Source organism: Thermomicrobiales bacterium (assembly GCA_041390825.1).
GTDB lineage: Bacteria > Chloroflexota > Chloroflexia > Thermomicrobiales > UBA6265 > JAMLHN01.
On sequence record JAWKPF010000017.1, the window covers coordinates 1 to 22,869 of the forward strand.

Here is a 22,869-nt window from a genome sequence, read left to right on the forward strand (position 1 = left end):
GCCGATTCGCGAGCGAATCGAGGAGTGTGGTCGCATGGTTCTGCAGGACCGGATCGAGCGTCTCGACGAATTCAGGGCCGAAGGTGTCGTCCGGCAGCGAATCGTCGCGAAGCATGCCGAGCAGGGTGCGATTGCGCGCATCCATAATGTCATCGGGCGGAACTTCCGACATCAGGTCGAATACCAACGCCCGGTGCTTCAGGAGGAGCGCGATCAGATGATCTTCGATCTGTAGACTGGTAACACGTTCCGGCTCGACGCTCGGTCGAGTTGCACGGGCGGCAGCGCTTTGCACGGCGCGCTGCAAACGCGCCTGAACGTCCCGGAAGGGGAGATCGAGACGTCGAGCGACCATCTGGGCGTAGTGACCGCGCGTGAGCTCGTCCGGAACCAGTTGCAGCACCGGGGCCAGACGATCGACCGCATGTCGCTTCGCAGTCGGATCGTTGAGATCGACGCCCTCGGTCACCTTGGTGATGAGGAACTCCGCGTACGGTCGCGCCGCGTCGATCACGCCATCCCAGAGCTCGGGAGAGGTTCGGATGAGCTCGTCCGGGTCTTTGCCAACCGGCAGTTCCGCCACGGTGATCTCGGTATCGATCCTGCGGGCGATCCGAAACGCGGTGCGCGGATCGGGAACGAACTCCTCGGTTTGGTCGAGTCCCGAATGAATCGACTCGATCGCGCGCAGCGCCGCCATTTGCCCGGCGGCGTCGGCGTCGAGCGCGAGTACGATCCGCTTGGTCAGGCGCTTGACCAGTTCGATCTGGGATTCCGTGACCGCCGTTCCCATCGTGGCAACCACGTTTCGATGACCAAACTGATGCGCCGCGATAATATCCATGTAGCCTTCGACGACAACGACGCGATCTGCGTCGCGAATCGCGTCTTTCGCAAGATCGAGCCCATAGAGGAGCCGGCTCTTGTCGAAGATCGCTGACTGCGCCGAGTTCAGGTACTTTGGCTGATCGTCACCCATGGCGCGAGCGCCGAAGCCAACGACGACGCCATCCCGGTCGCGAATCGGGAAGATCAACCGGTTGCGAAAGCGGTCGTAGTAGCCGCTGCCGTTCTCCCGTTCCTGCAAGAGTCCGGCCTCGTACATGGCTCGCGGATCCTTGCCGCGTGCCGAGAACTGCCGCAACAGGAAATCCCAGGAGTTGGGTGCGAATCCGAGCCGGAAATGCTGAATGGTCGCTACATCCAACCCGCGCTTTTCGAGATAGTCACGCCCGATCTGGCCGGCCGGAGAGTTCAGCAGAACATGCGAAAAGAGCTCGGCGGCCAGTTCGTTCAGGTCGAGCGAGTGGGCAACGGAAGGATCGGCTTCGACGGCCGTTTGCGGTCGATAGGTCTCGATTTCGACACCCGCGCGTTGCGCGAGCTCGGTCATCGCTTCGCGAAAATCGACTTTCTCGGCCAACTCGTAGAAGGTGAAGAGATCGCCACTCTTTCCGCAACCGAAACAATGGAAATGCTGCGAGTCCGGGAAGACAACGAACGACGGCGTCTTCTCCTGGTGGAACGGGCAAAGCCCCTTGAAGCTGCGGCCGGTCTTCTTGAGCTGAACCTTTTCGCCAATGATGTCGACGATGTCGAGCCGTTCTTTGATGAGCTCGACGCTGTTGCCCGCCATTCGAGTCAATCCCAATACTTCGGAACGAAGAGTTCTCGATACCGCTCGATCGCGTACCGGTCGGTCATGCTGGCGACGAAGTCGGCAACGAGACGCTCGGGCGGATCGTCGTCGCGTTTTCGGTACTCTGCCGGCATCTGATCGAGGTGCGTCACGTAGTGGTCGCAGAGCGCGGCGATGACCCCTTGCGCTTTCACGGTATTCGGGGTGCGGTTCAAGGGATAGTAGACCCGTTCGAACAGGAATGCACGCATCTCATTGGCGGCCGCCAGTGTGTCTGCGGACATTTCCACTCGCCCTTCCGGTGCATCGACCTGGGATGCGCGGATGATATCGGTGACCAGCGTGTCGATCCGTTGCGCGTGTGAGTGCCCAAGCTGCTCCATTACCCGCCTTGGCAAGTCGCTGTTCGTAACGATCCCGGCCCGAACCGCATCGTCCCAATCGTGATTGATGTAGGCGATCGCATCGGCCAGGCGCATCGCTTCTCCTTCGAGCGACGCAGAGACGCCCGTGAACGATCGGCTCAGCTCGTCATCCGGCTTCGAGTGGTGGACGATTCCGTACCGCACCTGATCGGTCAAATTGAGTCCAGCGCCGTCCTTCTCGAGGAGATCCACCACCCGCAGGCTCTGCTCATTGTGGCGAAAGTTCGGCAAGAACTCGGCGAGCGCCATCTCGCCAGCATGCCCGAACGGAGTGTGCCCAAGGTCGTGGCCAAGCCCGATCGCCTCGATGAGGTCTTCGTTCAACCGCAAGCCGCGCCCGATTGTGCGGGCAATCTGGGTGACTTCGAGCGTGTGAGTCAGCCGGGTGCGGTAGTGATCTCCCGATGGGGCCACAAAAACCTGTGTCTTGTGCATCAACCGGCGGAATGCCTTGGAATGAACCACCCGGTCCCGGTCTCGCTGAAACTCGGTGCGCACATCGGATTTCGGTTCCGTTCGTTGGCGAGTGGCAGCGTCGCTGAAGGACGCGGACGGCGACAGCCACGCGCGCTCGCGTGCCTCGAGCTGCTCGCGGATGGTGCGATCCGAGATCATGCGCGCCAGATCCTTCAGTCCGAAATCAGGTCGAGCGGCGCGAGACTGGCGAGCAGTCGTTTCTGACCATGCCGCTGGAAGGCGATTGCCAATTCCTGATCGCCGCGGCGTTCCACGACCTCCGTGATCGTGCCCTCGCCGAACTTGGCATGAAAGACGCGTTCGCCTGCCGACCACGCGCGGACCGCTGCTTTGGCGGAAATTGGCGCCGGCTTGAGTGTGGACTGTGGCAATCCCGACAGTGTTTGCACGCGACCGGAGAGCGAGGTCCCTCCTCGCGGCGAGAGACTCGAGCGGCGACCAAGATCCTTGATGTGTTCCTGCGGGAGCGAGTCGAGGAAGCGTGACGCCACCCCCGGTTGATAGCGCCCCCACGTCATCCGATTCGCTACGTAGGTGATGTAGAGGAGTTGCTCGGCTCGCGTGATGCCCACATAGAAGAGCCGTCGCTCTTCCTCGATGGCCCCTGGATCGGAGTATTCCGCCTCGACCGCGCGGGAAACTGGTAGCAGCCCTTCCTCGAGCCCGGTAATGAAGACGACGGGAAACTCCAGGCCCTTGGCCGAATGGAGCGTGATCAGCGTAACGCGCCCCTTGCTGTCATCTTCGAGCGAGTCGACATCCGCGACCAACGCAACCTGCTCGAGATAGGCGGAAAGCGCCTCGCCAGGCTCCAGCACGTCGAACCGTTCCATATCGGCCCGAACTTCGAGCACGTTCTCCCAGCGATCGAGATCATCGTCGTCGATCTTTGCCAGGTGATCCCGGTAGCCGGTTAGCTTCACCAGAGAATCGAAGAGCGAGGTCAGCGGCTCGGTCTGTTCCAGCTTCTGAAGCTGTTCGTAGACGGAACCCAACTTCTCCGCCGCGGTGCGCGCCGCGCCCGAAAGCTGCGGAGCTTCGTGCTCGCTCCTGGAAAGCGCGATGAACCCGTCCAGCAGCGGACGACGAGTCAGAATGGACCAGTTGTCGATCGCTTCGAGTGCTTTGGGACCCAAGCCACGCCCGATCGGCATGTTCTCCAGCACGCGTTCCAGGCTCACGGAATCGCTAGGATTGACGATCAGTTTGAACGCTGCCAGGACGTCCTTGACTTCCTTGCGATCGTAGAAGCGCACGCCGCCGACGATCTGATACGGAATCTCGCTAACCCGGAACGCTTCTTCCAGGACGCGGCTTTGGGCGGTGGTGCGGTACATGACCGCAAAGTCGTCGCCTCGGATCCCGCGCTCTTGCATGACCCGGCGGATCTCGCCCACGACGAAATCTGCCTCGTGCTGCTGGTCGGCAAGCTCGCGAATAGAAACCTGGTCGCCGTCATCGTTGTGCGTCCGCAGCCGTCGATCGATTCGGTCACGGTTTTCGCGAATGACATTGTCCGCCACGGCAACGATGCGCGCCGTGGAGCGGTAGTTCACTTCGAGATCGACCCGCTGCGCTTCGTGGAACGATTTCTGGAAATCGAGAATGTTGCGAATGTCCGCTTGCCGCCAGCGATAGATCGACTGGTCGGGGTCGCCCACGACGAAGAGGTTCTGATGACGCTGGGCCAGCGCTTCCACCAACACGTACTGCACCCGGTTGGTGTCCTGGTACTCGTCCACAAGGATGTGACGATATCGCTCCTGATACCGCTCGAGCAGGCGTGGTTCGGCATCGAAGAGTCGTAACGGCAGAATCAAAAGGTCGTCGAAATCGATGGCGTTGGCCTTGCGCAGCAGCCGCTGGTACTCGGCATACGCGCGCGCCATGATCTCATCGCCAAAGTTCGCTGCTGTCTCGCGCGCTTCTTCCGGGCTGACCATGCTCGACTTGTACGCGCTGATCCGGGCGCCTACTCGTCGCGGTGCCAGCTGCTTCGGATCTTGCCCGATGTTCGTAATCGCCTGCTTGATGATGGCCTGCTGATCGGCATCGTCATAGATGGTGAAGTTCCGCGTGATTCCAAGTCGATCGGCGACCAGTCCGGGGTTCTCCCGCAGCACCCGCACGCCGAACGAGTGAAACGTTCCCATGGTCAGTCCGGCGGCCGCTTCTGCCGGAACGAGCTGCTCCACGCGCTGACGCATCTCGCGCGCGGCTTTGTTCGTGAAGGTGACGGCAAGGATGCTGGTTGCCGGCACCCCCCGCTCTGCAATCAACCATGCGATCCGGTGAGTCAACACGCGGGTCTTGCCACTTCCGGGACCCGCGACGACAAGCGTTGGACCGTCAGGCGCCGTGACAGCTCGCACCTGTTCAGGATTTAGGCCGGCAAGGAGGTCGATCGATGTGGTCTGCATGGAAGGGAAGGCTCCCGAGATGACGTGGACCTCGTGATGCGGCAGCCCGGTAAGGATGATGCGGAGGGATGCGCGCAGCCATTCGGCAGAGACAGCAAACGCGCGCCGCGGCGCGCGTTTCTCTTGGCTGGGGAGCAGGGATTCGAACCCCAACTACTTGGGCCAGAACCAAGCGTCCTACCGTTAGACTACTCCCCAACGCGGCGACGAATTGTAGCACACCAGCATCGTCGTCTCAGACCGATTCCTGACCTGCGATCAATCGACCCAACGGATCTCGCCAGCGCCGACCTCTGCATAGCGCTCGAGCGGAATGGCCGCCGCGCGGACAACAGCTTCATCGGTCGCAGTGACGATCGTTTGCATTTTTCCACTGGCAATCGAACCCGCCAACAAGCCACGATGCACCGAATCGAGCTCTGAAAAAACGTCATCGAGCAGAAGCACCGGCGGATCGGCTCCAGCAGACGTCATCAGGTCGGTTTCGGCGAGTTTGAGCGCAATCACTGCCAGCCGCTGCTGCCCGCGTGAGCCAAATGCGCCGATTGCGTTGCCGTCGATAGTGACGATCAGGTCGTCCCGATGTGGGCCGACCAGCGTGATGCCTCGTCGCCATTCATGTTGCCGTTCCCGTTCCAGCGATTCGGACATGTCATAGGCCAGGCGATGCTCGAGTTCGTCCAGCGTCGATGATCCTGGCAGCTCGAACACGTTCGACCGCACGGTCGATGCATAGGAAACACCGAGCGTCGACTCCTCCGTGAACGAGGCAAATCGGGCGGCAGCGAGCTTGGTCAGCTCGGCCGCGGCGCGCGCCCGGCGAGCCAGAATCGCGGCGCCCGCATTGATCAGCTCCCCGTCCCAGTAGTCCAGTTGCTGTCGAGTCGATGCGGCATTCCAGGCCGCCCCGCTTTGCGTCAGGTTCTTGATGAGACGATTGCGTTGTTCGACGATGCGGAGATAGCGGCTCAACGAGCGCAGATAGACCGGATCGAGCTGCGACAGCATGATGTCCAGGTATCGCCGGCGTACCGAGGGCGCCCCCGACACCAACTCGATATCTCCAGGCTCGAAGAGCACCGACCGTAGCACGCCAACCGCAGTGCCGGCGCGAACGTGCTTGCCATTCAGGCTGATCTGCTTCTTGAGGTGGTTTCCCCGATGTGGATCGAGCTGCATTCCGATCGCTAGCTCGGCGGGACCAGCGCTCCGTTCGACGCTCGCCTCGATGCGCGCGAATGGGGCGATTCCGTCCCCGTATTCCGAGCCGCTCTCCCAGGCGATCAGCTCGCGCTCTGTCTGCGCTCGTCCCGAGCGCATGGTCGAAAGCATCGAAATCGCTTCGAGCAGGGTCGACTTCCCACTGGCGTTGCGGCCAATCAGCACAAACCCTTCTTGCGGAATCTGGAGATCGAGTGCTCGATAGCGCCGGAACTCTGTGAGACGCAATGATTTCAGGTACACACGGGTCCTCTGGAGTTTTCCCCGAGGTCCGGCACCCTATTGCGCGCCGATCACCATCGGCATGATGACGTGCGTGTAGTCGTCACTGTCGCCTGCGCGAATAACGCCCGCCTGGTTGGAGCCGTTGAGTCCGAGCGACGCGGTGCCAGTGCGAATGACGCCAAGCACATCGTTCAGATACCGCGCATTGAACGCGATCTGAACGGCAGGTCCGTTGATGGATGCATCGACATAACTATGCGAATTTCCGCGCTCAGCAGCATTGGCCGAGACCTCGACGGTGCCGGGGCTCAGGTCATCGTCAGTGGTCAGCACATCGAACCGGATGGCGTCATTGTTGTCGCGAGCGAAGTAGCTGGAACGGCGCACTGCAGTGAGTAGCGCATCGCGGCCCAGCTCCACCTTCGTGGAAAAGTCACTCGGAATGATCTGCCGGTAGTCCGGAAACGTCCCCTCGATGAGCCGCGACAGGAACTCGACCTCACCCTCGCCATTCTCACCCGAGAAGTGCACGATGAGCTGGCTCTTGTTTGGCGTGACGTGCAGAGCGACCTCGTTCTTCGCCTCGCCGAGCAGGCGCCCCAGTTCCCGCATCGAACGCGCCGGCACGATGATGTCGATCGAAGAGAGGAGGGCACGGCTCATCCGCCCTTCCCGCACAGCGAGCCGGAATCCATCCGCCGCTGCCAGCACGATGCGGTCGCCTTCGATGCGCGCCAATACCCCGGCAAGCACGGGACGGCTCTCGTCCGACGCGGCGGCGAACTCCACCTGACTGATCATCTCTCGCAATGCCGCTGGGTCGATCGAAGTCGATTCGACATCGTCGACTACCACCGGGATCTCCGGGAAATCGTCCGCGTCGATACCGTTGATTTCGGCGCGGTCGCGTCCGCAGGTGACCGTAAGCAACGTCTGGCGGCCACTACTCGCCAGCTCGACCTGTCCTGCTGGGAGGGTGTGGACGAAATCGCTCAACAACCGCGCGTCCACCGCGAGACGGCCTTCCTCCGCAATCGAGGCGCCAATCCAGGTCGTGATTGCGATGTTGAGGTCGGACGCGACGATCTTCAGGCGACCGTTGTCGGTCACCAACAGCACATTGCTCAGGGCGGGAAGCGAAGTGCGGGTCGCGACGGCGCGGGTTACTTGATCCAGCGCATGCTGGAGCGTTTCCTGCAGACAGGTGACTCGCACGTTCTGAATTGCTCCTCGATCGAACCCTATAGATTGCCGGCGAATTGTACATCCTGTCGTGAAACGCCCGAGATTTTGTCGCGTCAGCTCGCGGTAAATCGTGGTGTTCCGTCTGTCGTGCCTCGCGCCACCGGGTTGACAGAAGAGAACACTTGATCTACTATTCTGAGTAGAACACGCGTTCGACTCCCGTAAGAACCGAGGCGATTGCACGAAATGGAAACAACCAGCACCTTTGACCCACGCAAGTATGTGAGCCGCGTTGGCGGCGCCGACTATCTCGAAGTCAAATGGCGAGTCCTCTGGCTGCGGACACTGCATCCAGACGCGCTCATCGAAACCGAATTGATCTCCCACGAAAACAGCGTCGCGGTTTTCAAAGCGCACGTTGCCATTCCTGGCGGCGGATCATCCACAGGCTGGGGCAGCGAAGGGTACGACGACTTCCGCGACTACCTGGAGAAAGCGGAAACCAAGGCGCTTGGCCGCGCGCTCGCGGCGCTCGGTTTCGGCACCCAGTTCACACCTGATTTCGACTTTGCCGAAGGGCAGGAGAAGGTCGTGGACGCGCCGGTGCGGTTGGCGAGGCAACGGCAGCTCGTCGATCTCAGCGAAGAGCGGCGGGGACACGCCGCCGAGCGGCAATCCATGACCGAGCGGCAAATGGACTTCATTCAGAAGATGGCACGTGAGAAGGGCATGTCGTCTGAGGCGATCGACTCCCAGGTCACCGAGCTCTTTGGGAAGCGCTTCGATCAGCTCGATCGTCGTGACGCGTCCGCATACATCGAACGGCTCAAGACGATCGAGCCACTCGCCAAAGCCTCGTAGCGAGACAAAGAAACAGGAGTCAGTGTCATGGCAACGCAGCTCACATCGATTCCCGGCAGCAAGCAGGTCGACACTCCCGAGACGATCGAAGACCGCATGGCCAAGCTGGAACTTCGCCTTCAGGATGGCTTCGCCCGTATTGGGGAGGCGATGAGCCACGGCATCGAGGTGGAGACCTGGGAGCGCCATTGGATCCAGCTCCTGCGGGAATACGAGTCGCTCAGCGACGATCTGGCTGACGCAGCGTAGATCTGATAGCGCGAACGAACACAGAAACGCAGGGTCGCGAGATGGCGGCCCTGCGTTTACTGTCTTTGCGATCGGTAGCTGCGGTTAGCTCTCGGTAATCGTGACCTTCTCGATGGTTACCGGTTCGACCGGGGTCGATTTCTCGCCGGACCGCCCCACTTTGGTTTCGACCTTGCCGAGCGTGTCGACCACATCCATGCCGTCCGTGACCTTCCCAAAGAGCGTGTAGTTCTTGGGCAGCCGTCCGGTCAGGTTCTCCAGAACCACGAAGAACTGGCTTCCATTGGTGTTCGGGCCGGCATTGGCCATGGCCACCGTGCCCTTTTCGTAATCGAGGTTGACTGGCTCGTCGTTGAAGCGATATCCGGGGCCGCCCGAACCGGTGCCCGTCGGGTCTCCGCCCTGAATGACGAACCCGGCCACGATACGGTGAATCGGTGTGTTGTCATAGAAGCCGGCGCGCGCCAGGCAAACGAAATTGTTCACCGCGAGCGGCGCTTCGGCCGGAAGCAGTTCGATGGTGAAGCTTCCCTTGTTGGTTTCCACCAGGGCTGAATACTTCTTCGAACCGTCGATCTGCATCGCAGGCGGCTTGTCCCACTGCTGAATGTTCGCCAAAACTGGATCTCCTTCTGTGTCTACACGGTCTGCTGCCGTCCAGCATCCGCTTTCGATATCCTGATTTCCCTGTGACACCGTCGTCGGCGCTGGAACCTGGGTTTCGCTCTCGGACTTCTCGTCCTGCGATGCGCCGCACGCCGAAACGAAGCTCACCAGCAGCAACATGGCCAGCAAGCTGGCAATTCGTCTAGCCTGCATTGGCCGATACCGGCACGCCTGCCAGGCCGAGCGCGTCTGCGTTGTCGGTCATCGCCTGGATGACGAATGCGACGTGCTCGTCGAAATCGACACCCATGAGTTCCGCCCCGTGAAGCATAGCCTCCCGGTCGACCGCCCGGGCGAACGCTTTGTCCTTCATCTTCTTGCGCACTGCCTGCGGGGTGACCTCGGCAACCGACTTGCTGGGCCGCACAAATGCGACCGCGGTGATGAATCCGGTCAACTCGTCCACCGCGTAAAGGGTGATCTTGAGGTTCGTGTCCCGTGGCACATCCAGGTGATCCGCGTGACTCAGCACGGCTTCGATCGCCCAGTCCGGATACCCGCGCTCCTGCAAGATCGGGACGCCGTCCTGCGGATGCTGATCGAGTGTTGGGTGAATCTCGTAGTCGAAATCGTGAATCAACCCAATCGCGCCCCAATCCTCCGGCGATTCGCCGTACTTCACGGCGTACGCGCGCATCGCTGTTTCGACCGACAGGCAATGACGACGCAGGCTCTCACTTTGGATGTACTCGGTGACAAGCGCCCACGCGTCATCTCGGGAAAGTTCGGACACCTGGTTCCTCCAGAAATTCGTCTCGGGGCTCGCTCGGCCCGCTAAAGGATAAGCATCGCGTCGCCAAAGGAGAAGAAGCGATACCGCTCGCGGATGGCTTCCTGATAGGCATCCAGAATGCGCTCACGTCCGGCCAACGCGCTCACCATCATGATGAGCGTCGATCTCGGCAGATGGAAGTTGGTGAGCAGACCATCGACCACGCGCCATTTGTAGCCGGGCGAAATGAAGATCCGTGTCGCGGTTTCGAACGGAAAAGGATCCGCTTCCGACCAAAGCTGGCCAGCCGTTTCGAGCGTTCGGGCTGCGGTCGTTCCCAATGCGATCACACGTCCTCCATCGCGCTTGGTGCGAGCGATCTGCTCGACGGTCACCTCATCTATTCGACACGTCTCCGCATGCATGACATGGTCCGCGAGATCGTCTACGGCCACTGGGCGGAAGGTATCTAGCCCAATATCCAGGGTCACTTCTGCCCAGCCGATACCGGATGACCGCAGTCGCTCCATCAATTCCGGGGTGAGGTGGAGTCCAGCCGTGGGCGCCGCTGCAGAACCCGGCACTGATGAATAGATCGTCTGATAGCGATCTGAGTCGTTCAAGCGCTCATGAATGTACGGTGGCAACGGAACGGTCCCGACCCGGTCGAGCTCGGCCAGCAGAGCATCCGGCACGACAATGCGCACGATCCCGCCCTCGTCCTTCGCGACGATCTCGATCTCATGCGCCGTCCCCTCCACAACCAGCCGCGTGCCGGGCCTTAGCCTCCGTGCAGGCTTGGCAAGCGCCTCCCAGTTCCCGTCTGCCGCCGGATGCAGCAGCAACAGCTCGACTTTTCCGCCCGTGTCGACCTTCCGTGTGGCGAGCCGTCCGGCAAGCACCCGGCTGTTGTTCGCCACGAGCAAGTCACCCGCTCGAAGCAACGACGGCAACTGATCGATGGTCGTATGCAGCAGTTTGCTTTCACTCCGGTCGAGCACGAGCAAGCGAGAGGCGTCGCGGCGCTCGAGCGGGGTCTGGGCAATCAGCTCGGTTGGGAGCTCGTAATCGAAGTCGGCCGTTCGCATCCGGCGCTATTCGAGGTCCTCGAAGAGGAACTGCTGCTGCTGGACATCGAACGAGGCTGGTGGCTCGATTCTCAGATGGTCATACGCCCTGCGGGTCGCCACCCGACCGCGTGGGGTTCGCTGCAAGAATCCGAGCTGAATGAGATAAGGTTCGTACACATCCATGATCGTGTCTGATTCTTCGCTGGTCGCGGCCGAAATCGTGTCGATCCCAACCGGACCGCCGTCGAACTTCTCCACGATGGTGCGCAGGATGCGCCGGTCGATCTCATCGAGACCGAGCTCATCCACATCGAGCATCTCGAGCGCGTCGGCTGCCAGGGCCGCGTCGATGACCGGCGCGCCGCGCACTTCGGCCACATCTCGCACCCGCTTGAGGAGACGATTGGCGATTCGCGGTGTTCCGCGTGAACGCCTGGCGATCGCAAGCGCGCCATCTCCGGTGAGTTTCACGCCCAGGATGGACGCGGAACGATTGATGATCGTTGTCATCGACTCGATATCGTAGAAATCGAGTCGGAGCACCGAACCGAACCGATCGCGCAATGGGCCGGTCATGAGAGCGAGCCGCGTAGTGGCGCCGACGAGGGTGAAGCGGGGGAGATTGATCCGCATCGAACGGGCCGCCGGACCCTTGCCGATTACGATATCCACCGCAAAGTCCTCGAGCGCCGGATAGAGCACTTCTTCGACCACGCGATTCAGCCGGTGTATCTCGTCGATGAACAGCACATCGCCTGATTTGAGATTGGTCAGGATGGAGACGAGATCGCCCGCCCGCTCGATTGCCGGACCGGACGTCACGCGCAGGCTGACCGCCATCTCGGTGGCGATGATCGATGCCAGCGTCGTCTTGCCGAGACCTGGCGGTCCGTAGAGCAGCGTATGGTCGAGCGGCTCGCCACGGCGCTTTGCGGCCTCGATGAAGACCGTCAAACTCGTCTTGACGCGATCCTGACCGATGTACTCGGCCAGACTCTTTGGCCGCAACGATCCGTCGACGCGTTGGTCTTCATTCCGTTGGCGCGACGACACGATGCGGTCGCGCTCGGGAACATCGGAGCTGGTGGCAGTGGGAACAGAGCGGCGCTCGGTCATGCGACGAGTATACCGCGAAGATCGAACATCTGTTCGCGCTAGTCGTTCACAACCATGTTGGGAATGCCATCGACGACTGGAAACACCCTCCCGCAACGGGTGCACACGAGTGCCGAATCCTTCAGTTCGAGCTCCCCGTGATCGACAGGGCAGACAAGCAAGGCGAGCAAGTCCGGATCGATGACGACCTGAGTGTCAGGCATGGTGCGTTCCTTTCCTGTTTATGAAGCCGGAGACGGACTCGCCTCAGGCGTGGCTACTCCGAGCTCGACGAGCCGTTCTTCCGCACGCTGGGCAATAAATGCTTCCGGCGCCAGCTCGATCGTGCGTTCGTATTCATCGATCGCATCGACCAATCGCTGCGGGTTCAGACCGTAGTACAGCTCCGCAAGATAGTAATGCGCTTCCGGGTTCTCGGGCGCGAGCTCGATGGCCTTCTGGAACTGCAGTTCGGCATCGCCATGCATGTCTCCGGCGGCAAGTGACCGCGCGAAATCGATTCGCAATACTGCGTCGTCCGGAGCCAGCGCAATTGCCTTTTCGTACCAGGGAATGGCGCTGGCAAGCTCGCCCGTGTTCGCGAGGTAATTTGCATAGGCGGCCAATGCCGAGGGATCGTCCGGGTTCGCCTCGGCGGTCGAGCGGAACGACTCCGCAACCGAGGCGGAAATCTCGGTGCTATTGCCGCCGCCGTCACTGGCGCTGTCGATTGCATCGAAGACCAGCGGACCGACAATGCCCAGACCGAGCGAAAGCACCATGATGCCGGCCATGATGATGAACAGAATCTTGTATTTCTCGGCCAGCTTCGGCATCTCGTCCATTCCCGGGGAGCATCTCCTCGCAGCGGAAACTACCACATGCGAGCGAGCGACAGATGCGCCATTGAGTTCCCTGCGGATGGTCCGGAGGTCCGCCGCAGGTGCGTTTGAACCTGGCATGCGCTCATGGTAAATTTGGTTGGCTCAAGCGGCGTTTGCGCGCTTGCCGGCCTAGCTCAGTTGGTAGAGCAGCTGTTTCGTAAACAGCAGGTCCGGGGTTCGAGTCCCCGGGTCGGCTCCGAGCAACCGGACGAGACCCGGTTCCGCGCCGAAGTGGCGAAATGGCAGACGCGCTACGTTCAGGGCGTAGTGGGGCAACCCATGGGAGTTCGAGTCTCCCCTTCGGCACCAGGGTCTCATCCGAACACATTAACAACTGATCGAAGTGACAGGGAAGGACGGTCGCTGGGCTCTTTTGGAGCCTAGAGGAAAGTCCGAGCTGCATAGAGCGAGGGTGCCTGGCGAAAGTCAGGGAGACGCTTTCGGGCGTCGACAGTCCATATCGGCGCGTCGCACAGACGCGAGAGCAACAGAAACCATTCCGCGACGGTCTCGACCGGCGCGGCTGAAAAGGGCAATCCTCCCCGCAGCAATCTCCGATCCGGCCGCAAGCAGGTTGCTCGCCGAGGCCGAAAGTCGAGAGCAGCCACCGTATCCATCGGTGGCCGGTCACAAGACCGAGAGAGATGATCGTCACGAACAGAACTCGGCTTACTCTCCCTTCACTTCGATCGTACGGTGCCCTTAGCTCAGTTGGTCAGAGCGCTTGTCTGTGGAACAAGAGGTCACGGGTTCAAGCCCCGTAGGGCACCCCTCCGAATAAACGGTCCAAATCACCGTCTGCGCGAGTAGCTCAGTGGATAGAGCACTGGTCTTCGGAACCAGGTGTCGCGGGTTCGAATCCTGCCTCGCGCACTAGCGCCTTGTCTGAACGGTGAAGCGCATGTATCACACCAGCAGTCCAGCCCCGATCCATCATGTCATGACGGCCATCCCCGCGGGAGGCGAGGATACGGCGCGCCGGTTCTACGTCGATTTGCTCGGCCTGACAGAAGAACCGAAGCCACCAACGCTGGGTTCTCGGGGAGGGATCTGGCTTGCGACCGGATCATTGTCGCTTCATCTGGGCGTCGATCCCGCCTTTGTTCCTGCGACCAAAGCCCATATCGCGCTGGTCTACGACAACCTGGGCGACGTGAGAAACACGTTGTCGGCCGCCGGGTTCGAACCTGGCGAACTCGAGCATGAGTTGCCCGGTTTCGTCCGCTGCTATGTGTCCGATCCGTTTGGCAACCGTATCGAGTTGATGCAGCCCCAATAGCCCGCTGGTCTGCGAGAATTTCGCCGACACGCACGGGAAGGGGCGCATCGTGAATGCATACATTCTCTCCATCGGGGCCGAACTGCTGCACGGCCACATCACAGATACCAACGCGACATTTCTCTCGCAAGAACTCGATGCACGCGGTATCGAGCTTCTGCATGTCATTCAGGTGGGCGACGATCGAAAGCGCATTCGCGAATCGATCGAACGCGCGCTCTCCGAAGCCGATATCGTCATCTGTACCGGAGGCATTGGACCAACCGAGGATGACCTGACGCGCGAAGGCATCGCAGATGCCCTGGGCGAGACGCCCGAGGTCGATGCCGAGCTTCGTGCCGACGTGGAAGCGTTCTTTGCGAAACGTGGGTTGACCATGCCCGAACGCAACGCGAAACAGGCCTGGCTCATTCCCTCGGCCGAGGCGCTGCCGAATCCGGTCGGAACCGCCCCAGGTTGGTTCGTCGAGACCGACGGCAAAGTCATTGTGTCGATGCCTGGGGTTCCGCGCGAAATGAAGCGCATGTGGACCGAGCAGGCAGCTCCTCGTATCGGAGCGAGACTCTCAGGCCGCAGCTATAGCTCGATCACCCTGAAGACCATCGGCCTCGGCGAATCGGCCCTGGAGGAGGCAATCGTCGATCTCGTCGCCAGGACCAATCCCATCGTGGCCACCTATGCCAAGGACGACGGGGTGCATGTCCGCGTGGTCGGCATTGCGGACGACGAAGAGACAGCGCGAGCCATTCGCGACGATGCTGCTGCCGAAATTTCCTCCCGGTTGAAGCGCTGGCTCTACGGAACGGACGATCGCACGCTCGCGGGTTCGATCGCAGACCAGCTGCGCAAGCGGGGGCTTGCCATGCGAGTCATCGACCACGGCGGCGGGGGCCAGTTTGCCGCTCATATGCTCGGTGACCAGGACGGCGCGTCCGTGACGATCGAGTCGCAGGCTTGCCCACCTGGTGATGTCGCTGCTCTGGAACTGGCGCAACGAGCCCATGCCGGAGATCCGCACGTGCTGGGCGTCGGCATTTCGCTCGCAGCCTCGCCTGCAGGCACGGTCTACGACGGAGTGATCAGCATCGCGGTTGCTGGCGCGCTCACCAGCAGCGAGGACTTCCCGATGCGGTCCTCGATGCCAGAGCTGCAACGCCGTTCCATGCTCTTCACGGCCGACGTGCTTCACCGATTGCTGGACGAATCGCGCGACTGAAACGCGGCCAGAATCGCTCGTTGCCGGTCGAGCATCCGCGCGCGGTCGTCCACCGTGGCATCGTCCCAGTCCGCCAGATGCAGCGCCCCATGTGTGACGAGAAAGCGAAGCTCGGATGGCAGATCCCAGGCATCATCGTGCCGTTGCCGATCCGCTTGCGCGACCGAGATCACGACATCTCCACCGGGTACATCGTCCGAGGGGAAGGTCATGATATCGGTCGGTTCCGGGATTCCCATGAAGTCGTCGTGCAGTCGGGTCAGGTGCTCATCGGATGTCAACACGATGGACACTTCCCACGCCCCCGTTGCGCCTTCCGATTCGAGAGCGAAACAGCAGAGCTCCGCCAACTCGTCGAGCAGAGAATCGTCGAGTTCCTCAGTCAGATCGACCGGTTCGCTTGTGCATGTGAATGGAGCGTCCAAGCGCTATCCGGTGGTAAGCGCGGCACGGGCGGCGTCGCTCAATCGCTTGCCGTCTGCCCGGCCATCCGCTCGCTGGATCAGGATCGGCATCAGTTTTCCAAGATCCTTGGGCGAGGAGGCGCCGGTCTTCGCAATGACCTCAGCAACCAGGGCAGCTACCTCCTCGTCGGAAAGCGCTTCGGGCAAGTACGTCTTCAGCACCGCCAGTTGCGCTTCTTCCTTGTCCACCAGATCCATCCGGCCGCCGGCGCGGAACTGATCGATCGACTCTTGCCGCCGTTTGGCATCGCGTTGCAGCACAGCGATTTCCTCTTGAGCGGTAAGCGGACTGCCCTTGTCGATGCGAGCATTCTTGAGAGAGGACATCGTGAAACGGATTGTGTCGCGCGCGGTGGTATCCCCGGCGCGCATCGCCGTTTTCAGGTCCTCTTGAAGTCGCGCATCCAGTGTTTGGTCGGTCACAGTGTCCTCGTCACCCCATGCGTCCCAGGCGATGTCCGCCCAGCACATGGAAATGCAAGTGAAAAACGGTTTGGCCCGCAATCTCTCCGTCGTTGGTGATCACCCGGTATCCGGTGTCATAAAGCCCGCGCGCCTCAGCAGCGCTCGAAGCCAGAGCCAGCAACTCCGACGCGAGGGTTGGATCGTTCAGTTCGCGCAGGCTGCTCACATGCCGTTTCGGAACGACCAGCATATGTACCGGTGCTGACGGAGCGATGTCGTCGAACACGACCGCGTGCTCGCTTTGCACGACGAACTCGGTACCCAGCTCGCCATTCGCAATTCGGCAAAAGATGCACTCTTCGTCCAATGCAACCGTTCCCCTGGTGTCGCCCTCACGAGCCCGTCTAGCTCGTGACGTGTTCCATCATATTCATAAGGCCTTGCATATAGCCAATCGCATGCGCGCGCCCACGATGTTGCCAGTCGCTATCGTCGTCCATATGCGGTACATGATCGTCGAGGAGGAAACCATCGAATCCGACCTTCCGCAGGGCCAGCATGACCTCGGCAGGATCGTAGTTTCCTTCCCCGATGAAACATTCCTTGAAAGCGGGGACTGTGCCTTGCACATCCCGGAAATGAATGTAGAAGATCTTTCCGCTGGAACCAAAACGCTCGATCATGCGCATGACATTGATTCGGCCACCCGGCATCTCCGAGCAGCATCCCAGACAGAGGTCGAACCCAAATGCAGAGCTATCTGCGATTTCGACCGCTTTCTCAAATCCCTCGACGCTGCCAAAAATCCTCGGCACCCCACCAAGCATAGGCACCGGCGGATCATCCGGGTGCAGCGCGATCTTGACGTCGACCTCTTCCGCAACTGGCAGCACCGCATGCATGAAGGTGGCGAAGTTCTCCCACATCTGGTCGTGGGTGAGAATCGGATCGTCTTCGACCACCAGCGCGGCCATACGCTCGTCCGTCTTCGCGACGAACGATTTCGCGCCTCCGGCCGAGTCGATGACTGCCATGTCGAAGGCCGTTACGTGCGCGCCGCCGCGTCCTGTCCCCTTGACCGTCGTCCGCCAGACCGAATTCGGCATCCAGTGAATGCCAAGGATTGGAATGCCCGCTGCCGCCAGGTTGCGAACGGTGGTCTGGTAATGACCGATCTGTTCCGCGCCGCCCGGAAGACCGAGCATTGCCTTGTCATAAAAGTGGATAGGAACGTTCTCGATCGCTTCCAGCGTGAGATCGAACGATTCGCATTTCTCGACCAGCGCGCGCAGATCGTCGACCTCCCAGTGTGTTTCCCCAGGAAGCTTTGGAGTATTCATCTGCACTCCGGTGACACCGATCTGTTGCGCAAAGCGAAGCTTTTCGTCACTGAGAGCGTTGAATTGGCCAATCGCAATGCGCATCATCGGACTCGGTTCCTTCCCCGGTCTCGTGCCGGAGGACGTGTGCAGAAACTTGACTTGTGCGGTAACAATGGGTCCTATCGGTCGAACTGTCAATCGTGAACGGTTGACAAATTTGCCCGCCATTGTTAGGTTCCGGTCATCAACTTTGGGCCATCGTGGGTCCGCGTACAAATCAGTAGAGGAGAGGGTCAAGGATGACACGGCTTTCCCGGCGACGGCTCTTGGCAACAACCCCCGCTGCGGCAGTGGCAGCATCCGCGGGCGCCACCAGACTGGACGCCATTCTGACGGCAAAGGCGGCTCCCGCGTTCTTGCAGGAAAAAGCCAAGTTGACCTATTGGGGCGGCTTGATCTTCTCTGAAGAGGCGAACAATCTTCTGGTCGACACAATCAACCAGTGGGGTGAAGAAAACAACGTCGACACCGAAGTGGTGATGATCAACCAAAACGAGACCAATCAGAAGGTCTCGGCGGCCGTCGAATCTGGCACCATGCCTGATGCGCTGGACATGGGGCTCGATCTTCAACTTCTGTTGACCAATACCGGTCAGCTTATCGAGCTCGGCGATCTCTTTACAGCAGTAGGAGAGGCGCACGGAGGATGGTTCTCATCGATAGAATCGGCCGCCGGGCTGCCTGGGGCGATCACTGGAATCCCATTTGGAGGTTCCGGGAACTTGCTCTTCTCCCGCCAGGATGTGCTCGAAGCAGCCGGACTGACACCGCCGCCGGCGACCTGGCAGGAAGTTCGCGAATGGGCTGCGCAGGCGCAGGAACCACCGCTCTTTGGCATGGGGTTCGCCCTTTCCAATGTCGGAGACGGCAACATGCAAATGTCCGTGCTCCAGTCATACGGCGGACGCATTGCGGACGACGCAGGCACGACCGTTACACTGGATTCGCCTGAAACCCGTGAGTACATGGCATGGGTGACCGGAGCCTTCGAGGAAGGGCTCTTCCCTCCGGGCGCCACAACCTGGGACGGCGCTGGTGACAACACCGCGTATCTCTCCGGTCAGGCAATCTTCATTGCCAACCCGGGCAGCGTACATCTTGCCGCAATGGAGGACGATCCGGAACTCGACGCGGCTACCAACTTCGCTGCGCTTCCCGCCGGGCCAGTCATGCAAGTCTCGCCAATCGGGCCAAACGTGCGCGCGATTCCGACATCGACCAAGGATCCTGACACGGCAAAGGCGCTCATCGAGTATCTGGCGAATCCCGAATTCATGGAGGCGTACTACAACGTCGCCATTTACGGTCCGGTGCTAAACGACTACGCCAGCTTTGCCATTTTCCAGGAGCCGGTGCATGCAGGGTTGCTCAATCTCGTCCAGAACGGGACGGCTCCCGGCGCTCCGGATGTGTACAACACGGCCTATGCGGACTTCTCCTCCAACTTCATCATCCCCAAGATGGTGCAGCGCGTTGTGGTCGACGGAGCGTCGATCGACGATGCGATCGCGGAGGCGCAAGAGCAGGGCCAGCTCATCTACGACAAGTACAAGTAGGCTGTCTTCGGTCCGATCCACTGTCCGGGTCCCCGTCTCGAACGGGGGCCTGGATTGCTCTCTCCAGGTTTGTCCGTGTCCACGTTGACTCCGCCCGATCAGATCCCAACGGAGCGTCCGTTCATGACCTTTGCGCGTCGCAACGCGCTTTGGGGTTATCTGCTGGTCCTCCCGGCGATCGTGTTGTTGATCGGCCTGGTGGCCTACCCGTTTTTCTATGCAATCTTCATTTCGTTCACGAGCCGCATCGTGGGCGATCCAGGCGAGTTCATTGGACTGGACAATTTTCGCTATCTCTCGAAGTCATCCAGTTTCGAGAAAACAATACGCAACACGATCACACTGGTGATCGTTTCGGATGTCCTCAAACTCGTCATAGGACTGGGCTTGGCGCTCATTCTGAACGAACACATCCGGGGAAGGGGATTCTTTCGAGCATTCATGCTGCTTCCGTGGGCAATGCCGGGGTTCGTGGCCTACCTCGTCTGGCGACTGCTCTTTCTGCCGATCGGTGGCGGGGTCAACCTGATCCTCTCTGACACGGGAATCAGCACCGAGTACATCGATTGGCTCGGTCAAAAGTCGACCGCGTTACCTGCGGTGATCTTTGCGACTGTTTGGAGAGGATTCCCGTTCTGGTGCATTTCGTTTCTGGCGGCGTTGCAAACCGTACCTCCAGAACTCTATGAGGCTGCAAAGATCGACGGCGCAAACGCCGTGCAGCGCTTCCGCTCAGTGACGCTGCCGCATCTGCGCCAGGTCATTCTGGTCGTGGTCTTGCTCTCCTCGATCTGGACTGCCAACAGCTTCGAAAACATCTGGTTAATGACCCAGGGCGGCCCCTCGGACGCGACGATGGTCTTTCCCGTGCTCGCATATTTCGGTATGCAAACGCAACGCCTTGGAGAGGCAGCCGCCGTTTCGGTGGCAATGATCCCAGCGCTGCTGATCCTGGTCTTTCTTGTGACGGCGCTCATCGAGCGACAGGATGACTAATGGCGACGATTCAGGCAAGACCGCGCCGCCGAATTCCATGGAAGTCCATCGCGCTGTACGCGATTCTCTGCGTCGTGGTGTTGGTGATCGCATTTCCAATCTACTGGATGGTCACGATCTCGCTGAAGATCCCACGGGACATCTATCGCACACCCTCGCTCTGGCCCAATCTGGTAACTTCAGACAACTATCGCGTCCTGATCGAAGAGAAGGACTACCTCACCAACATCAAGAACAGCCTCATTGTGGCGGGGTCCGTTACCCTGGTCTCGCTTTTCATTTCGTCCTTTGCCGCCTATAGCATCATCCGATTCAAGTACCGATTCAAGGGCCTCATTGGACGACTGATTCTCTTCGCATACCTCACGCCGGTCTCTCTGCTCTTCATCCCGCTCTCGATCATCGTGGCTCGCTTACATCTGGGAAACTCGCTCTTTGGGCTCATCGTCGTCTACCTGACATTTTCGATTCCGCTTAGCACCTGGCTCCTGTCCGGATACTTCCGTGGCGTTCCCGCGGAACTCGAAGAGCAAGCGATGGTCGACGGATCCGGCCGTTTGGGAGCGCTGTTCCGCATTCTGATCCCACTTTCGGCGCCTGGACTGGTGGCGGTGGCGATCTTCACGTTCACGGGGGCATGGAACGAGCTGCTGCTGGCACTCATCTTCATCACCTCGGAAGACAAGCGCACAGTCCCCCTTGGCTTGAACTACCTCATCACCGGGGACGTCTTTCTGTGGGGTCCCATCATGGCTGGCGCGGTGCTCTCGTCGCTGCCGGTCATCATCCTCTATTTCCTGGCGCAACGCTTCATGGTGGCCGGTATGACCGCAGGATCAGTCAAGGGCTGACACGATCACGCCACTTGTCCGATACTCGCGGAATGCAAACTCACCCACAACACAGACATGACGAATGCCTGAACTTCCTGAGGTAGAGACCGTCCGCCGGACCATGCACGACCGCGTTGTCGGCGCGCGCGTTGTCGATGTCGCATTTCGTGATTTTCCCGGAGTCGTTGGCGAGCTTGCCCCCGAGACCTTCAGTTCGCTCGTGCGCGGGAACCGTTTCGAACGAATCGACCGGCGGGGCAAGCATCTCTGGTTGGGATTCGAGGGTGGCGCAGGGCTCTTCGTCCACCTGATGATGACTGGCCAGCTCCTGCTGGTCGATCCCGGCGAATCCCTCGTGCGGTTCGAGCATCTCCGGATCGAGTTGGACAACGGTTGGGCGCTCGCCTATGCCGATCAGCGCAAGTTCGGCAGGGTACGCTTTCTCAGCGATGAACAGTGGTTGGCGATCGAAGAGCGAATTGGGCCGGAACCGCTCGACGACGAGTTTACGGACGAGGTGCTTTTCGAGCTGACCCGCAACCGGCGCACACCGATCAAGGCATTCCTGCTCGATCAGCGGCGAGTTGCGGGAATCGGAAACATCTATGCCGACGAGGCGCTCTATCGAGCCCGTCTTCACCCGGCGAGGGAAACCGGGTCGCTCTCGCAAAGTGAGACGGCTGCATTGCGCCTCGCAGTCCGTGCGGTACTGTCGGAAGGGCTGGAGCGAAAAGGGACCACGCTATCGGACTATCGAGACGCAAATGGCGACGCTGGAACCAACGCCGCCAATCTGCGAGTTTATGGACGCGGGGGCACCGGAATCTGCGAGATCTGTGGCTCGCAGCTCACGCGCCTGGTCGTCGCCCAACGGGGAACCACCATCTGCCCGGTCTGCCAGCCATTGGACTGACGCCCGACTACCGGTTGTAGTACTCGACCACCAGATGCTCCTCGCACTTGATGGGCACTTCTTCCCGAGTCGGAAGGTACGCGAACCGTGCCTGATACGAGCCGAGATCGGCGTCGACATATGGGACGCTCGAGCCTTGTGACCGGCCCTCATTGAACATCACCATCGACTGGCTGCGCGGCTTGACCGAAATCACATCCCCTGGCTTGAGCCGCTGCGACGGAATGGTCGCTTTTTCACCATTGACCGTGAAATGCCCGTGGGTGACGTACTGGCGGGCGGCGTAGATGGTTGGAGCCAACCCGGCGCGAAGCACCACCGCATCCATGCGGCTCTCGAGCAACTGAATGAGGTTTTCGCCGGTCGCCCCCGGCATGCGAGCGGCCCGCTGGAACATGCGCTGAAGGTACTTCTCCCCAACGTTGTACTGAAATCGCAGCCGCTGTTTTTCCAGCAGTTGCACGCCGAAATCGGACTTGCGGCGGCGGCGATTGTTTCCGGCAGAACCAGGTGGATTCGGTCGCTTCTTCATGATGCGCTCTGCCTTGGGGGTCAAGGCGACTCCGAGCGCTCGCGATTTCTTGACTTTCGCTCCGGTGAAATTCACTGATATGTCTCCGCATCGCGCGCAACAAGCCCTGAGCGCGCGTTCCCAGCTGAAAGCGCGCAAGAGCAGAAATCATACTAAATGTGTCG

Annotated in this window: 24 protein-coding genes, 5 tRNA genes and 1 other RNA gene; 13 read left to right on the forward strand and 17 right to left on the reverse strand. The window is 60.5% G+C overall.

The genetic code is table 11. From position 1 onward, the window contains the following. The 6 genes from dnaG to dnaN form a co-directional block, all read right to left on the reverse strand. The coding region (gene dnaG, locus R2855_10485; GenBank protein ID MEZ4531447.1) for a DNA primase at window positions 1–1,636 on the reverse strand (1,636 nt) is incomplete at its 3' end. Between the two features lie 5 nt (window positions 1,637–1,641). Continuing rightward, window positions 1,642–2,679, reverse strand: coding sequence for a deoxyguanosinetriphosphate triphosphohydrolase (locus R2855_10490; protein ID MEZ4531448.1), 1,038 nt, complete (start codon window positions 2,677–2,679; stop codon window positions 1,642–1,644). Between the two features lie 14 nt (window positions 2,680–2,693). Further along, on the reverse strand, window positions 2,694–4,961 hold the full coding sequence (locus tag R2855_10495) for a UvrD-helicase domain-containing protein (GenBank protein ID MEZ4531449.1): 2,268 nt from the start codon (window positions 4,959–4,961) through the stop codon (window positions 2,694–2,696). A gap of 124 nt (window positions 4,962–5,085) precedes the next feature. Then, a tRNA-Gln gene (locus tag R2855_10500) sits at window positions 5,086–5,159 on the reverse strand. A 60-nt stretch (window positions 5,160–5,219) separates the two neighbouring features. After that, entirely contained in the window at window positions 5,220–6,425 is a 1,206-nt protein-coding gene (gene recF, locus R2855_10505) for a DNA replication and repair protein RecF (protein ID MEZ4531450.1), read from the reverse strand. A gap of 36 nt (window positions 6,426–6,461) precedes the next feature. Further along, a complete protein-coding gene (gene dnaN / locus R2855_10510; protein ID MEZ4531451.1) occupies window positions 6,462–7,622 on the reverse strand; it encodes a DNA polymerase III subunit beta in 1,161 nt (386 codons plus the stop codon). Between the two features lie 216 nt (window positions 7,623–7,838). Here dnaN and R2855_10515 point away from each other — a divergent pair, with 216 nt between their 5' ends. After that, window positions 7,839–8,453, forward strand: coding sequence for a hypothetical protein (locus R2855_10515; GenBank protein ID MEZ4531452.1), 615 nt, complete (start codon window positions 7,839–7,841; stop codon window positions 8,451–8,453). 27 nt (window positions 8,454–8,480) lie between these two features. Beyond that, the gene (locus R2855_10520; protein MEZ4531453.1) at window positions 8,481–8,702 is read left to right on the forward strand and encodes a hypothetical protein; all 222 of its coding nucleotides are present in this window, start codon (window positions 8,481–8,483) and stop codon (window positions 8,700–8,702) included. A gap of 84 nt (window positions 8,703–8,786) precedes the next feature. Here the strand turns inward: R2855_10520 and R2855_10525 are convergent, their stop codons facing one another. Genes R2855_10525 through R2855_10550 form a run of 6 tightly spaced genes read right to left on the reverse strand, consistent with a single transcriptional unit; the run spans window position 8,787 to window position 13,090 of the window. Further along, complete coding sequence (locus tag R2855_10525) at window positions 8,787–9,521, reverse strand: peptidylprolyl isomerase (protein ID MEZ4531454.1); 735 nt, start codon at window positions 9,519–9,521, stop codon at window positions 8,787–8,789. Beyond that, the gene (locus R2855_10530; GenBank protein MEZ4531455.1) at window positions 9,511–10,101 is read right to left on the reverse strand and encodes an HD domain-containing protein; all 591 of its coding nucleotides are present in this window, start codon (window positions 10,099–10,101) and stop codon (window positions 9,511–9,513) included. Before R2855_10530 ends, R2855_10525 begins: the two co-directional genes overlap by 11 nt. Window positions 10,102–10,142: 41 nt before the next feature. Then, window positions 10,143–11,168, reverse strand: a complete 1,026-nt coding sequence (gene queA / locus R2855_10535; GenBank protein MEZ4531456.1) for a tRNA preQ1(34) S-adenosylmethionine ribosyltransferase-isomerase QueA — start codon at window positions 11,166–11,168, stop codon at window positions 10,143–10,145. A gap of 6 nt (window positions 11,169–11,174) precedes the next feature. Then, window positions 11,175–12,266 carry a Holliday junction branch migration DNA helicase RuvB gene (gene ruvB, locus R2855_10540; protein MEZ4531457.1) on the reverse strand — a complete coding sequence of 364 codons (1,092 nt, stop codon included), beginning with the start codon at window positions 12,264–12,266 and terminating at the stop codon, window positions 11,175–11,177. Between the two features lie 38 nt (window positions 12,267–12,304). After that, window positions 12,305–12,469 carry a Trm112 family protein gene (locus R2855_10545; protein MEZ4531458.1) on the reverse strand — a complete coding sequence of 55 codons (165 nt, stop codon included), beginning with the start codon at window positions 12,467–12,469 and terminating at the stop codon, window positions 12,305–12,307. A gap of 18 nt (window positions 12,470–12,487) precedes the next feature. Continuing rightward, the gene (locus tag R2855_10550) at window positions 12,488–13,090 is read right to left on the reverse strand and encodes a tetratricopeptide repeat protein (GenBank protein MEZ4531459.1); all 603 of its coding nucleotides are present in this window, start codon (window positions 13,088–13,090) and stop codon (window positions 12,488–12,490) included. A 162-nt stretch (window positions 13,091–13,252) separates the two neighbouring features. Here R2855_10550 and R2855_10555 point away from each other — a divergent pair. The 7 genes from R2855_10555 to R2855_10585 all read left to right on the forward strand — a co-directional run bounded on the left by R2855_10555 (window position 13,253) and on the right by R2855_10585 (window position 15,624). Next, window positions 13,253–13,325: transfer RNA gene (locus tag R2855_10555), tRNA-Thr, on the forward strand. A 29-nt stretch (window positions 13,326–13,354) separates the two neighbouring features. Then, window positions 13,355–13,438, forward strand: a tRNA-Leu gene (locus R2855_10560). Between the two features lie 35 nt (window positions 13,439–13,473). Beyond that, window positions 13,474–13,816, forward strand: an RNA gene (gene rnpB / locus R2855_10565) — RNase P RNA component class A. Between the two features lie 9 nt (window positions 13,817–13,825). Continuing rightward, window positions 13,826–13,899 (forward strand) — tRNA-His (locus tag R2855_10570). Between the two features lie 30 nt (window positions 13,900–13,929). Then, window positions 13,930–14,002, forward strand: a tRNA-Arg gene (locus R2855_10575). 28 nt (window positions 14,003–14,030) lie between these two features. Continuing rightward, window positions 14,031–14,408, forward strand: coding sequence for a hypothetical protein (locus tag R2855_10580; protein MEZ4531460.1), 378 nt, complete (start codon window positions 14,031–14,033; stop codon window positions 14,406–14,408). Between the two features lie 49 nt (window positions 14,409–14,457). Further along, window positions 14,458–15,624 (forward strand): CinA family nicotinamide mononucleotide deamidase-related protein, encoded by a 1,167-nt coding sequence (locus tag R2855_10585; GenBank protein MEZ4531461.1) that lies wholly within the window; start codon window positions 14,458–14,460, stop codon window positions 15,622–15,624. Here R2855_10585 and ybeY read toward each other — a convergent pair. Genes ybeY through R2855_10605 form a run of 4 tightly spaced genes read right to left on the reverse strand, consistent with a single transcriptional unit; the run spans window position 15,594 to window position 17,920 of the window. Further along, the gene (gene ybeY / locus R2855_10590) at window positions 15,594–16,049 is read right to left on the reverse strand and encodes an rRNA maturation RNase YbeY (GenBank protein ID MEZ4531462.1); all 456 of its coding nucleotides are present in this window, start codon (window positions 16,047–16,049) and stop codon (window positions 15,594–15,596) included. The genes R2855_10585 and ybeY overlap by 31 nt on opposite strands. A gap of 3 nt (window positions 16,050–16,052) precedes the next feature. Beyond that, entirely contained in the window at window positions 16,053–16,511 is a 459-nt protein-coding gene (locus R2855_10595) for a GatB/YqeY domain-containing protein (GenBank protein MEZ4531463.1), read from the reverse strand. 10 nt (window positions 16,512–16,521) lie between these two features. Then, window positions 16,522–16,860, reverse strand: coding sequence for an HIT domain-containing protein (locus R2855_10600; protein ID MEZ4531464.1), 339 nt, complete (start codon window positions 16,858–16,860; stop codon window positions 16,522–16,524). Between the two features lie 37 nt (window positions 16,861–16,897). Next, window positions 16,898–17,920: a mannonate dehydratase gene (locus R2855_10605; protein ID MEZ4531465.1), complete on the reverse strand. Its 1,023-nt coding sequence runs from the start codon at window positions 17,918–17,920 to the stop codon at window positions 16,898–16,900. A 194-nt stretch (window positions 17,921–18,114) separates the two neighbouring features. Between R2855_10605 and R2855_10610 the strand changes: the two genes are divergently transcribed. The 4 genes from R2855_10610 to mutM all read left to right on the forward strand — a co-directional run bounded on the left by R2855_10610 (window position 18,115) and on the right by mutM (window position 22,173). Beyond that, on the forward strand, window positions 18,115–19,431 hold the full coding sequence (locus R2855_10610; GenBank protein MEZ4531466.1) for an extracellular solute-binding protein: 1,317 nt from the start codon (window positions 18,115–18,117) through the stop codon (window positions 19,429–19,431). Window positions 19,432–19,554: 123 nt separating this feature from the next. Then, window positions 19,555–20,427: a sugar ABC transporter permease gene (locus R2855_10615; GenBank protein MEZ4531467.1), complete on the forward strand. Its 873-nt coding sequence runs from the start codon at window positions 19,555–19,557 to the stop codon at window positions 20,425–20,427. Continuing rightward, window positions 20,427–21,278: a carbohydrate ABC transporter permease gene (locus R2855_10620; GenBank protein ID MEZ4531468.1), complete on the forward strand. Its 852-nt coding sequence runs from the start codon at window positions 20,427–20,429 to the stop codon at window positions 21,276–21,278. Before R2855_10615 ends, R2855_10620 begins: the two co-directional genes overlap by 1 nt. 64 nt (window positions 21,279–21,342) lie before the next feature. After that, window positions 21,343–22,173: a bifunctional DNA-formamidopyrimidine glycosylase/DNA-(apurinic or apyrimidinic site) lyase gene (gene mutM, locus R2855_10625; GenBank protein MEZ4531469.1), complete on the forward strand. Its 831-nt coding sequence runs from the start codon at window positions 21,343–21,345 to the stop codon at window positions 22,171–22,173. A 7-nt stretch (window positions 22,174–22,180) separates the two neighbouring features. On the opposite strand, the gene rpsD is transcribed toward mutM, so the two are convergent. After that, window positions 22,181–22,780, reverse strand: coding sequence for a 30S ribosomal protein S4 (gene rpsD, locus R2855_10630; protein ID MEZ4531470.1), 600 nt, complete (start codon window positions 22,778–22,780; stop codon window positions 22,181–22,183). Window positions 22,781–22,869 lie beyond the last annotated feature (89 nt).